The organism is Rhodopirellula bahusiensis (genome assembly GCF_002727185.1).
Taxonomy (GTDB): Bacteria; Planctomycetota; Planctomycetia; order Pirellulales; family Pirellulaceae; genus Rhodopirellula; species Rhodopirellula bahusiensis.
Genome location: NZ_NIZW01000001.1, coordinates 347249 through 360154, shown reverse-complemented (window position 1 = coordinate 360154; position 12906 = coordinate 347249). Strand labels below are relative to the sequence as shown.

Genomic DNA, 12906 nt, shown 5'->3' with positions numbered 1-12906 from the left:
GTTTCAGACTCCTGACGGGTCGGTGGGAAAACACTTTCGCAACCAGAACAGCCCGGCTTTTGCGACGCGGGCGTGCAAGATGCTTGGGTGAGCCCCAAGGTGTTGAGTGATGGAAGGAAAGGATTCATCGGGGGCAGCCACGGTGAATGTGACCTCTCCTCCCGGTAAAGGGTGCTCGTTCGTTTGATGAAGGCTGGGGTATTCGTCAACCAACAATACCCAGTCGGCCGACACTCGTTGGCGAAGCGCTGACAGACACGTTTCGACCGAAGCGTCGGCAGGCATCCCGGCCCATTGTCGCAGATCGTCGACGTTCGCGAGCGAGATTCCACCGACAAATGCTGGAACGTCGGCGGTGAATCCGGGTTCGTCAGAGACAGCGGCAAACCAATCGCCCAAAGGTGCGGCGCGTCCGAGTTCGACTAAAAGAAGACGCTGGCCGACTTTGTTGAGATGCTGGACGACAGCGTGATGTTGCTCGAACGTTTCTCCATCACCGAAGTAGAACTCGCCGGCTTTGCGGAGAATCTCATCACGAGTGGTCGCGCTTGCGGATCCGCAAGCTTCCATGGTTTCGCCCGTCGCGACGATCCGCAGCGAGATGGTTGCGGCGCTGACCGTGATCCCGACTCGTGGTTGGCGGTCGCGAGCGATCATGTCGCCCAAGCGTTGTTCCATGTCGCTCTCGCCGACGCCGAAGAATTTCATGACGTGGTGAGCGATGTGCCTTCGCTGGCCATTGGAACCTAGAACCGCGGGAGCGACGGTTTCGTCGAACATTGTCTTCATTTCCGCAGGCACGCCGGGCAACGCAAAAATTCGGGACTGCGTGCCATCCTCGCGAGGCGCACGAACATCGATCCCCGGCGCGGTGCCTTGCGGGTTGTGAATCGGCACAGCCCCGATGGGGAACATGGCTTGGGATTGATTCCGCTCGGGCATCTCACGACCACGCCGTTGGAACATCGACTCAATGAACTTCAACGAAGGTTCATGCAACTGCAGTGGACGCCCGAGCGATTCGGCGATGGCTTCGCGGGTCAGGTCGTCGCGTGTGGGTCCCAATCCACCCGTGGCGATGACCAGGTCGGCACGCCGCGCGGCAATGCGAAACACATCGGTGTTGTGCGACAACGTGTCGGCGACCGTGGTATGAAATTGCACGTCGACACCCAATTCGCCGAGGCGTTGGCTCAGCCACTGAGTGTTGGTGTCCAATCGTGCTCCGGTGATCATTTCATCGCCGATGGAAATGATTTCGGCCGTGATGTGTGGCATTCGGTTGACGTGACTGATGGTTGCAAAGAGAAGCGTGAAAAGACCTCGCCTCCACGCTGACCTGGGGCGACAAATCCGTCCACGCAGCTTAACCTTTGCGGGACAGTTCGTCATTGGATTCGAATCAGATCACGAGATTCCAGGCGGTGTTTCCTGGCACACGGGAGACGCCCCGGATCTGAGGTTTGGCCCGTGAACGATCCCAAGAATGGCTGGCCAGTCGTCGCAACCGCCAAACGCTCGGTTCGGTCATTGAGTAGTAAAATCAGACGCAATTTGGACATTCGCCACGCATGACATCATCGCTCAATGGTTACCCCGACGTCCGCGCCGTCATCGAAAAGTCGCATTCAGTTAACACGAGCGGGGGATCTGATCTTTCGCAGGAATCCGACTCACCCATCCGCTGGACGGTGGGCTATTGCACGAACATCCACGCCGGAGCGGATGTCGAAGGGGTAACGAACAACTTGCAATCGATTTCCGCGGAAGTTCGCCGCCGGATTTTGGATTCGCAATACTCGGATGAGAGCGGTTCGCCGAAGGTCCAAACCGGAAAGAATTTTGCAACCATCGTGAGCACTGCACCTCCGTTGGGTCTCGGGTTATGGTTGTCATCAGAAGCGACTGCCGACTTGCGACGCAATGGGCTGGATCCATTGACGTCGGCGATGAAGCAAGCTCGTTTGCTCGCTTACACCTTCAACGGATTCCCACACGACAACTTTCATCAGGATGTCGTCAAACATGCGGTGTACACGCCGACTTGGTGGGAAGACGCTCGGATCGGCTACACCCGAGACCTCGCGAAAATCTTGGCTGAGATTTTGCCGGCGGACACGAACCTGGGCACGATCAGCACGTTGCCGATTGGATGGCCACAGCACACTGACGAAGACGGCAATCGGATCAAGGTCACCGAGGATCAACTGCATCACGCGGGAACGAACCTGCGACGGATGGCGGAAGATTTGCGTCGCTTGGAAGATCGCACTGGCAAACGAATCGTTTTGGCGATCGAGCCCGAACCCGGATGCATTCTGGACACCGCGGCCAAGGTGATCGACTGGTTCGAAAAGCAATTGCCGGACGCGACTCATCGGCGGTACATCGGTGTGTGCCATGACGTTTGTCATTCCGCCGTGATGGGTGAATCGCAACATGAAGTTTTGGCCGCGTACGCCAAGGCCGGCATCGTTGTTGGCAAAGTTCAGATCAGCAGTGCCATCATGGTCGACTGGAGCCGAATCGCGGACACGGATCGCGAAGCCACCTTGGTTCAGCTGCGTTCGTTTGCTGAGGACCGTTACCTGCACCAAACCGGCCGCGTCACGGGGTCGGGGAAGTTCGTGTTGGAAGAAGACTTGCCCGCCGTGTTGGCGGATTTGGATGCCAACCCGAGTCGTTATGCGACCGACAAACGATGGATGATCCATTTCCACGTGCCGATTTTCGCGGAGCAGTTTGGGCATCTGCAAACGACTCGCGGTGACGTGCTGGACACGTTGAATAGTCTCGTTGAATTGACGGATGCATCGAAACGTCGACAGCCATTGCAGTTCACCGGTCACTTGGAAGTCGAGACATACGCTTGGTCGGTGTTGCCTGAGTACGCCGGTCGAAATGACTTGGCTGGCGACATCGCCTCCGAACTCATTTGGTTGCACGATGTCTTAGATGAACTGTCTAAAACGAAATGCCATTGAAAGCAGAGTTGCACCGAACAGGCGACTGCAGGCATTCACCATCTCCACTCCATTCTGATTCCGCATTCCACTCATGCCGCACTTCATCGATCTAGGCGTCAACGTCGATCACGTCGCCACTCTCCGTCAGGCTCGCCGAGGCCAAGAGCCCGATCCGATCATCGCAGCGGCTTTGGCTGAGCAAGGTGGCGCCGACGGCATCACGTTTCACTTGCGAGAAGACCGGCGTCACATCATCGATCGCGATGTTGAATTGTTTGTGAAAACGGTTCAAGTGCGAACGAATTTCGAGTTGGCTTGTGCGGCCGATGTCTTGGCGATCTGTTGCCGCGTTCAGCCGGATTGGGCGTTGCTGGTTCCCGAGAGTCGCGAAGAAGTGACAACCGAAGGTGGCTTGGACGTCGTGGGTGATTCCGGTCGAATTGCCGACGCGATCAAAATGTTGAAAGACTCAGGCATCGCGACGAGCGTGTTTCTGGATCCAGAGCCCAATCAAATCGAAGCCGCCGCCAAGTTGGAAATTGACGCGGTGGAACTGCATACCGGACCGTATGCGTTGGCGAGAGACGCCGCGGTTGAACACGAGATCAAACGTTTGGCTGATACCGGCAAGATGATTCGCGATGCCGGGATGCGTCTGCACGCCGGACACGGATTGAACTACGCGAACGTTCGACCCGTTGCCGCGATCGAAGGAATGGCGGAACTGAATATCGGACACAGCATCGTCAGCCGTTCCGTGATGGTCGGCATGCGAGAAGCGGTGGCGGAGATGCGTCGTTTGCTGGATAGCGTGACGATCGCTTGCGGTTGAGTTGTTGGGGAAGGGGTTGCGGGTGGGATGTGAGGCGGAGATTGCAATTTGCAATGAAGCTCCGTGAGGAGCTGTTTCCGTTACCGAGTCGGGGCGATTTGGACTCGGTAAGCTTCAGGCGAATCATTGTTGACGGACGCGATCGGTTTGTGACCGGCGGGCAAGTTGATTCGCAACAGCACCCACGAGGGCTCTTTGATTTCGATGATTTGGGAACCCAAGACCGCAGTGGAACTATCTGAAGAGTTCGTTGACTCAGCGATCGTCCGCGCCACGTCGGTTCGCGTGATCACGGGGCGAACATCCAGTCTCGGGATGGTGGCTCCCGCGGGAGTGGCGATTGGCAGCACGCAGACCTGCAATTGACCAAGCGGTGTGCCGCGGTTGTATTCCAACGTGATCCCGGCAGGCTCGCTGACCCATTCCGGCGAGACGTGACATCGTCCCTCAGCGGCAAATCGTAGCTTGGCTCCTTTGGGGAACCACACGCCGACGGATTGCCATGCTTGGTCCGGAGTCACACTCATCTGGATCGGCGAACCACTGGCTCGCGAATCGGAGGTGGACAGGTTCAGGTTGTGACGCGACCAATCGAAACCGTAGTCCAAGTCGTGAAGCAGCAGTCGCCATCGGGCCGACAGTACCGGCCATTGATCAGCAACGTCTCGGTAGAACTCCGATGTGAATGCCTCGGTTCGATCCTTGCCACGACCAGCGGCTTCCAAGAAGGCTTCGCGGGATTCTGGGGATTGGGTGAACAACGATGAGGCGGCCCAGCACCACGTGTAGGCTTCGACTTCACCATTGAGTGCGGTCGGAAGTTTCAAAACACTTTTCAAGGTTGGCAACGTGCCCGCGTCGCGGTGGCGAGCCACGATTTTGTAGCGTCCCCAACCCGGTGTATCCAAACGGTTTCGCGGCAATTGATTGATGGTAAATGCATCGATCGATTGAGCCAGCACGGGAGCGTTGGCGGAGAGTCCGGAAGGAGGTTGTTTTGACGGGGTTGGCACGCGATCACGGTGCAGGGACAGCAATTCGGCGGTGCCTTCCATGTACCAACTTGGGCCACCTGCACCAAACAGTTCAAACGCAAGCGAGTGGACGCCTTCGTGCAGCACCAAGTGTCGGTTGTAGTAAGTCGTGTCTTGGTACCGAATCCAAACCGTGTGCGGCGTCGAATAGCCATGGTCGAATCGCGGCAGGTAATCTGGCAGGGCACCGGAACGGCGAAACGTGTCCACGTTCTGCATCAGGTACGCTTGGATCTTCCAGTTCGTGGCCCGCGATTCAGGCACATTCCAAAACGCGAGCCACTGTGGCAGGGCATCGTCAAACGATTGAACCAAGTCATCCAGCAAGGCCGGATCGTCGACATCGCTGGTCAGCCGTAGATGCTGGCTTTCTCGGGTCAGCAAACCGGTTTCGGTGGCTGGGGAATCGTCGGCGGAAAGCGAAACAAATGGCGACGAAGCGATCCCACCGATCGCCATCACGAGCAGCACACGCCATAATTGAGTTTGCAAACGCTTGTCCATCATTCCTCCAGCGTACTCGGCTTCACGTGTCATTGAAAACTGTCTGTGCCTCCACCGCTTCGTTTTCCGCCACGCAGCTGGTTTTTGCGGCCGCCTCGGTGTTGCTTTGTTCCGGTTGTGTGCCTCGTAGCGAATCCGATGTCGTTGTGTATTCAGCTCTCGACGAAGAGTTTGCTTCACCGATCTTGGCGGCGTTCGACCGATCGACGGACAACGAGATCGGCGTGATTGGCAAGTTTGACATCGAATCAACGAAGACGGTTGGATTGGCAAACCAATTGATTTCGGAAGCGGATGCACCTCGCTGCGATCTGTTTTGGAACAACGAAATCATGCACACCGTTCGGTTGCAGAAGCTGGGAATCCTCGAGTCACATGATTGGCAGGTCCCGGCGACTTGGCCGCAAGACATGATCGCTAGCGACGGAACTTGGTGCGGGTTTGCAGCTCGCGCTCGGGTGCTACTGATCAACACGGACTTGCTTCCCAACATTGATGACCGCCCGACTCGTGTAAACGAATTGGCGGACCCCAAGTGGGCTCAAAAATGCGCCATGGCTCGACCGTTGTTTGGAACCACCGCGACTCACTTCGCCGTGCTTCGCGAGATCATGGGCCGAGATGCGGCTTTGGAATTGTTGCAACAGATTCATGACAACGCAGTCGTGTTGTCCGGCAACAAACAAGTCGCACAAGCCGTATCGTCCGGCAAGGTGGCTTGGGGGCTGACCGACACCGACGACGCGATCATCGAAAAGGATCTGGGGTACCCGGTGGAGATCATCTATCCGGATCAACAGCCCGACCAGCCAGGAACACTTCGGATTCCAAACACCCTGGCGGTTCTGAAGGGCTCACCGCATCCAATCGCGGCGGGCAAGCTCGCTGATTTTTTGATGACGCCCGAGATCGAGGATCGGCTGGCGATGGGACGCAGCAGCCAGTTGCCGATCAGCAAGGACTCCAATTTTCCGCCGGCGGTATTGCCCAACGAACCAGTTCGATGGATGCGGGTGGATTTTGAAGCTGCTGCCGACGACTGGGATGCATGGGCGAAAACCTTGGCGGATCTTTTCGCGAATTGATCAAATTCGGTTGCCGGTTGTCACCGCGCGAACGAGACTTCTTTTGGGTCGAGGCGTTGGCTTTCTTCAACAGCCGAGCTGGCTTGGACGACGCACCGATGTTGCTTTGATGACCGTTCAACGGTCATGCAATCGGCACTCATGAGCACCGTGTTCTCGTTGAGGAAGCGAACTCTCAGGTGAAATTTCACATGCGGTGTGCGTGTTTTCTCATTGTTGCTCGCCGCCCTATGTTTAGCATCAAGTCGTTGTTTGCATCACAATGGCTAAGTCCGCCGCTTTGGGCGTCCCAAATCGCGTGGTTGCATTGATGTCAGCGGCGTCGATTCCCTTCCGAGCACTTCGTATCACGGCACTGGTTGTCGTCCCATCCTTATGAAGAACACCTTGCTACTCGCTCTCGCATTCCTCGCGTCTTGGACGTCCACCGCGGTGTGGCAAGCCGAGGCCGCATCCGCAGCCGAGGACCAACGACTCAACGTGTTGTTCCTGGGCGACAATGGTCATCACCAGCCCAAACCGCGGTTCGAAGAGCTGCAACCGGCGATGGAAAGCAATGGCATCGATCTGACTTACACCGACGACATGTCGGTGCTGAGTCTGGACAAGCTCAACGAATACGATGCGTTGGTGGTCTACGCCAACATCGACGAGATCGAGAAATCACAAGCTGACGCGTTGTTGCAATATGTCGAAGACGGCGGTGGATTCGTGCCGCTTCACTGTGCGACGTACTGCTTCCGCAACAACTCAGAAATTGTCGCGTTGATGGGCGCGCAATTTCAGCGACACGGCACCGGTGTGTTCCGGGCGACTCCGGCCAAACCCGGGCACGAGGTGATGCGTGGTTTCAGCGGTTTTGAAAGCTGGGATGAGACTTACGTCCATCACTTGCACAACGAAACAAATCGAACGGTTTTGGAATACCGAGTGGATTCCAGTGGCCGGGAACCATGGACTTGGGTTCGCGATCAAGGCGAGGGACGCGTCTTCTACACCGCCTGGGGACACGACAGCCGAACCTGGACGAACCCAGGTTTCTTGAATTTGGTCGAGCGCGGCATTCGCTGGGTTGCGAAGAAAGACCCGCAGCAGGCCGGTGAGTTCGCCGATGCGGCAGCCTTTCCCGTTCCTGAAATGACATCGCTTCCTGAAGGCGACAAGCCATTCACGTTCACGGATGTCGGAGCAAAAATTCCGAACTACACGGCTGGCAAAAAGTGGGGTGTGCAGGGCGAACTGAAAACGCTGATGCAGAATCCACTTCCACCAAGTGAGTCGATCAAACGCTATACCAATCCCCAAGGCATGCACATGGAATTGTGGGCCTCGGAAGCTGGCATGGGTGGCAAGCCGATCGCCATGACATGGGACGAGCTCGGACGATTGTGGGTTTGCGAAACGATGGATTACCCCAACGAACTGCAGCCCAAAGGCAAAGGTCGCGATCGCATTCGAATCTGCGAAGACACCGATCAAGATGGCGTGGCGGACAAGTTCACGGTGTTCGCTGAAGAACTGAGCATTCCCACCACGTTGGTGTGCTATCGCGGCGGAGTCATCGTCCAAGACGGCCAAGAAACGGTCTACTTGAAGGACATCGATGGCGACGACAAAGCGGACTTTCGCCAAAGCCTGATCACCGGTTGGGCGATGGGCGACACGCACGGCGGCGTCAGCAATTTTCGTTACGGTTTGGACAATTGGATTTGGGGGATGCAGGGTTACAACGCCTCTCGCCCGGTCATCAACGGTGAACGCCAGCAGGGATTCCGCCAGGGTTTTTGGCGATTCAAAGTGGACGCCGATCCCAATGGCAAAGCTCGCAAAATCGCGGGTTCCAACGCCGGTGACGACTTCGCCGACCACACGTTGCGTGTCGACAAGGTCGAATTTATGCGTGCGACCGACAACAACACCTGGGGATTGGGTTTCACCGAAGAAGGCCTCGTGTTCGGATCGACCGCGAACCGAAACCCCAGCAACTTTCTGCCGATTCCAAACCGTTACTACGAGCAAGTTCGCGGATGGTCACCTCAAACACTGCACATGATCTCGGACACTCACCTGTTTGAACCGATCACACCGAACGTTCGTCAGGTTGACCAGCACGGTGGATACACGGCAGCCGCCGGACACGGAATTTACACTGCTCGGCAGTACCCGCAGGCTTGGTGGAACCGGACCGCATTTGTCTGTGGTCCGACCGGTCACCTGGTCGGAACGTTTGTGTTGACGCCTGATGGAGCCGGATTCAAATCCACCAGCCCGTTCAACTTGGTCGCCAGCGACGATGAGTGGGCGGCGCCGATCATGGCTGAAACTGGACCCGATGGGTTCGTATGGGTCTTGGATTGGTACAACTACATCATCCAGCACAACCCAACACCTCATGGTTTCGAAACCGGTAAGGGCAACGCCTACGAGACTGATTTACGAGACAAAAAGTACGGGCGTGTCTATCGCTTGGTCACCGACGGCGATGCAGCGAAAACGGTCTCCGTTCCCAATCTGAACTCGGGCGATGTGCCGGGCTTGTTGGCTGCTCTGAAGCATTCGGCCATGCCCGTCCGATCCCAAGCCCAACGCTTGCTGGTTCAATTGGGACAACTCGACGACGCGACCGTTTCCGCGTTGCTGGGATTGATCGCTGACCAACAGCAAGACGCGATTGGTCTGACACCCGGTGCGATTCATGCACTGTGGACCTTGGATGGCTTAGGGTTGGTTGGCAGCGGAAACGCAACCATCGACGCGGCCGTTCGCGAGGCTTTGCAACACCCAAGTGCCGGTGTCCGTCGCTCGGCAGTCACCGTGCTTGGTGACTTCGAAGAAGACATTCAGCATCTGATCGAATCAGGTGTGTTGAACGATGGCAACGCTCAAGTCCAATTGGCCGCGTTACTGAAGCTGGCGGAACCGACGACGCCAACCACCGATGGGGTTGTCTCGGCGTTGGTTCAAACAGCGAAGGGTCTCGGCAATGATCGCTGGATGTTGGATGCTTGGACGAGTGCCACCGCGATGCACTCCAGCGGAGCTTTGCCGGCCGTGTTGGCATCGGCACCTGAACGTGACTTACCGCGATCGATTCGCGGTCGACTCAACGTGATCAGCGAACACTTCGCTCGATCGCAGCCCGATGCCGATGCCATGCAGCGATTGATTTCGGCGGTTGCTGAGACAGCCCAAGGCAATGCGTCAGGCGTTATGGAAGGACTCGCAAAGGGGTGGCCGAAGGATCACAACGTTGAACTTCCCGAAGCGGCTGAAACGCAATTGGTCGCGTTGTTTGATCAAGTCTCGGTTGATCAACAAAGCCAACTCGTTCGGTTGTCTGAGAACTGGGGCACCGATGCATTGACCGAGAAAGTCGCTGAACTGGCGGAGCAATTGCTCGGGTTGGTCCAAGACGATTCGCTGAGTGACCAAGACCGAATCAGCTCGGCTCGCCAATTGGTTGCGATGCAGCCGACCGATGACGACGTGGTGTACGATCTGTTGGAAAGCATCGGCCCGCAAACGTCACCTGCTGCGACGACCGGAATCTTGGACGCCTTGAAGTCCAGTCGTAGTGAAGAGCTCGGTGGTGCTTTGGTGGAACAAACCGCTGCATCGACTCCCTCCGTTCGCGGAGCCATCATTCGCGTGCTGCTGTCTCGCCCCAACACGACGTTGGAGCTGATCAACAGCATCGAAGCTGGTGAATTGCGGATGTCAGACCTTTCGCTCGATCAACGTCAGGCACTGAACAATCACCCTGACAAATCGATCAAGGAACGAGCTCAGAAATTATTGAAGTCATCCGGTGGCGTTCCGACTGCGAACCGTGTGGCTTTGCTGCACGAGTGGTTGCCGGTTGCTCACGCGGAAGGCAACGCGACTCTGGGAGCCCAGGTGTTCAAGAAACATTGTGCCAACTGTCACCGCCACAGCGGCGAAGGTGCCGACGTGGGTCCCGATTTGACGGGCATGGCGGTTCATCCAAAGGAAGAGTTGCTGACCCACATCTTGGATCCGAACCAAAGCGTGGAAGGCAACTTCCGCACGTTTGCCGTGTTGACGACCGAGGGCCAAGTCTTCACGGGGATGCTGGGTGGTGAGTCACGAACATCGATTGAATTGATCGACGCTCAAGCCAAACGGCACACGATTTTGCGAGAAGAAATTGAGCAATTGAATGCTTCCAGCCAATCGCTGATGCCGGAAGGTTTTGAAAGCCAGATCAAGAAGGAAGAGATGACGAATTTGCTTGAGTTTTTGACTTCTCGGGGCAAGTACACACCTTTGTCATTCTCGGGAATCGCCACCGCGGTCAGCACCAAAGGGATGTTCAGCGATGTTGACAACGGTCCCGACCGAATCATCTTCTCGGATTGGGGACCGAAGGAGCACAACGGTGTGCCGTTCAGTTTGGTCGATCCGCAAGACGGACGAGTGCCAAACGTGATCTTGTTGCACGGGCCGCAAGGCAGCAAGCCATCGTCGATGCCCAAGCAGGTGCCGATCGTTTGCAACGCGAATGCGTCGGCGATTCATATTCTGGGTGCCGTCAGCGGTTGGGGATTCCCGTTCGGAGCTGAAGGGGAACACACTGCAACGGTTCGTCTGAAGTACGCCGATGGCGAAGTGGAAGATCACAAGCTGCTCAACGGTGTGCACTTCGCTGACTACATCCGTCGAGTGGATGTCCCGGAATCGGAATTCGCGTTCGATGTTCGCGGTCAGCAGGTTCGTTACTTGAAGCTCACCCCGAAACGCCAAGAACCGCTCGAGACGATCGAGTTGATCAAGGGAGACGACAGCAGTTCGCCCATCTTTGTGGCAATCACGGTCGAGTCACCCTGACCCTGACTTGGCAACTTGTTTCGCGATCACCTCGCTCTTGCGAGTTGGTCGCTCTAATGGGCTTGCAGGTTCAAAGAGTTGAAACGCGGAGTGAACGGAGAAGCGGAGAACACGGAGTGGTCTGGATACGGAAGTTCCTCCGCGATCTCCGCTCCTCTGCCTCTCCGCGTTTTTGATCGAGCGCCCCGCTCGCGGATTTGACAATCAAAGCAAGTCAATTTGCTTGCCCTATCGTTCTTGGCGTTTCCGAGACCTTAAGCGCAGAACGAACGAAAATGCTGAGATACCGGACTTCGTGCCGCCAGAAAACAGCCGATTAGATCTTCCGGAATTTGCGCCGGTAGGTCGCCGGCGGATGTCCCATGGCACGTCGAAATGCGACGCTCATGTACTCGTGGTTTTGAAACCCGGTCCGTCGAGAGATTTGTACGAGCGTCAGATCGGTTTCAATCAAGAGATAACGCACCCGTTCGATGCGTCGCCGCGTGATTTCTTGGTGAGGCGTGCGTCCCATCAATGCCAAGAAACGGCTTTCGAAAACGCGTCGCGACAGCGGGACTTTTTTCACCACGTCTTGGACGTTGATTCCATCGCAACAGTGGTCGCGAATGAAACGGACTGCGGCGGCGATCTCTGGATCTTTGATGGCCAGGACATCGGTTGATTGACGAGTTGCAACGCCGAGCGGTTCGATCAAATGAGGCTTAGCGTTGACCTCGTCGCCACGCATCATCGCATCGAGTAACGACGCGGCTTCGCGTCCTGTCTGATGCGCCGCCGGAACGACGCTGGACAGCGGCGGCGTGCACAAGTCGCAGAGCAGTTCGTCGTTGTCTACACCGAGCAACGCGAGTTCGCTTGGGACCTTGATGCCGTGCAATCGACAGACATCCAGAATCTTCTGAGCCATGATGTCATAGCATGCCAGCACACCGATGGGATGTTGAAGCGAGCGAACCCATCCTGCCAAACGATCTCGTTCGCGTTTGAGAGATTGAGGACTCTTGTCATCGACGTCGAAATCGAAAGAGTGGCACTCGAATCCGTCCTCCTTCACGCGGGCTTCGAAAGCCTCGCGACGCAAGACGGACCAATTGAATCGAGACTCTCCGCAGAAAGCGAAGTGTTCAAAACCTCGTTCGCGAAAATGTTGGTAAGCCAATTCGCCGATGGCGACATCGTTGGTTTCAACCCACGGGATATTCGGAATCCGGCGAGCGGCACTCACGTCGACAACAGGGATCTTCAATTCGCGAACGGCGGAGGCGATTTCCTCATTCTCGATTCTGGCGATCAGTCCATCGCCATCCCAATCCTCCAACCAGGTTGGTGGTGCGGCTCCGCGTTCTTGCTCAACCAAGTAGATCGACCACAGGTCGTGCTCGTGAATGTAGGAGGCGATTCCGCCGAGCAGTCCTCGCGCATAGGCGTTGGACGTTTCAATGAGGAGAGCGACCGCTTTCTGCTTTGGCATCTTCGTCCAACAAATCAAACCTGACGAACGAGGTCTTTCCTCGCGATCCGAACGGTGAAACGGGAACAAATAGCCTCTCGGTTCCGCACGGGAAGCCAATCATAAACGATCAGGTTTTGCTCGGCCCGTGAAAGAAGACAGGTTTTGTGTCCTATTTAACATG

At 56.5% G+C, this 12906-nt stretch carries 7 protein-coding genes; 4 read left to right on the top strand and 3 right to left on the bottom strand.

Annotated features, from left to right (window positions below; translation table 11 throughout):
* Nucleotides 1-3 precede the first annotated feature (3 nt).
* Nucleotides 4-1278 (bottom strand): competence/damage-inducible protein A, encoded by a 1275-nt coding sequence (locus tag CEE69_RS01440; protein ID WP_099258784.1) that lies wholly within the window; start codon nt 1276-1278, stop codon nt 4-6.
* 293 nt (nt 1279-1571) lie between these two features.
* Between CEE69_RS01440 and eboE the strand changes: the two genes are divergently transcribed.
* Nucleotides 1572-2984 carry a metabolite traffic protein EboE gene (gene eboE, locus CEE69_RS01435; protein WP_099258783.1) on the top strand — a complete coding sequence of 471 codons (1413 nt, stop codon included), beginning with the start codon at nt 1572-1574 and terminating at the stop codon, nt 2982-2984.
* Between the two features lie 73 nt (nt 2985-3057).
* Nucleotides 3058-3798: a pyridoxine 5'-phosphate synthase gene (locus tag CEE69_RS01430; RefSeq protein ID WP_099258782.1), complete on the top strand. Its 741-nt coding sequence runs from the start codon at nt 3058-3060 to the stop codon at nt 3796-3798.
* Between the two features lie 80 nt (nt 3799-3878).
* On the opposite strand, the gene CEE69_RS01425 is transcribed toward CEE69_RS01430, so the two are convergent.
* Complete coding sequence (locus CEE69_RS01425; RefSeq protein ID WP_099259205.1) at nt 3879-5369, bottom strand: hypothetical protein; 1491 nt, start codon at nt 5367-5369, stop codon at nt 3879-3881.
* Between CEE69_RS01425 and CEE69_RS01420 the strand changes: the two genes are divergently transcribed.
* On the top strand, nt 5363-6421 hold the full coding sequence (locus CEE69_RS01420) for an extracellular solute-binding protein (protein ID WP_099258781.1): 1059 nt from the start codon (nt 5363-5365) through the stop codon (nt 6419-6421). The genes CEE69_RS01425 and CEE69_RS01420 overlap by 7 nt on opposite strands.
* 375 nt (nt 6422-6796) lie before the next feature.
* The gene (locus tag CEE69_RS01415; protein ID WP_099258779.1) at nt 6797-11269 is read left to right on the top strand and encodes a PVC-type heme-binding CxxCH protein; all 4473 of its coding nucleotides are present in this window, start codon (nt 6797-6799) and stop codon (nt 11267-11269) included.
* A 316-nt stretch (nt 11270-11585) separates the two neighbouring features.
* On the opposite strand, the gene CEE69_RS01410 is transcribed toward CEE69_RS01415, so the two are convergent.
* Nucleotides 11586-12743, bottom strand: coding sequence for an AraC family transcriptional regulator (locus CEE69_RS01410; protein WP_199169770.1), 1158 nt, complete (start codon nt 12741-12743; stop codon nt 11586-11588).
* Nucleotides 12744-12906: the final 163 nt, after the last annotated feature.

Bases quoted from the DNA above. Each gene is read 5' to 3' on its own strand.
- CEE69_RS01440 (WP_099258784.1), bottom strand. From the start codon at position 1,278: ATGCCACACATCACGGCCGAAATCATTTCCATCGGCGATGAAATGATC.
- eboE (WP_099258783.1), top strand. From the start codon at position 1,572: ATGACATCATCGCTCAATGGTTACCCCGACGTCCGCGCCGTCATCGAA.
- CEE69_RS01430 (WP_099258782.1), top strand. From the start codon at position 3,058: ATGCCGCACTTCATCGATCTAGGCGTCAACGTCGATCACGTCGCCACT.
- CEE69_RS01425 (WP_099259205.1), bottom strand. From the start codon at position 5,369: ATGACACGTGAAGCCGAGTACGCTGGAGGAATGATGGACAAGCGTTTG.
- CEE69_RS01415 (WP_099258779.1), top strand. From the start codon at position 6,797: ATGAAGAACACCTTGCTACTCGCTCTCGCATTCCTCGCGTCTTGGACG.
- CEE69_RS01410 (WP_199169770.1), bottom strand. From the start codon at position 12,743: ATGCCAAAGCAGAAAGCGGTCGCTCTCCTCATTGAAACGTCCAACGCC.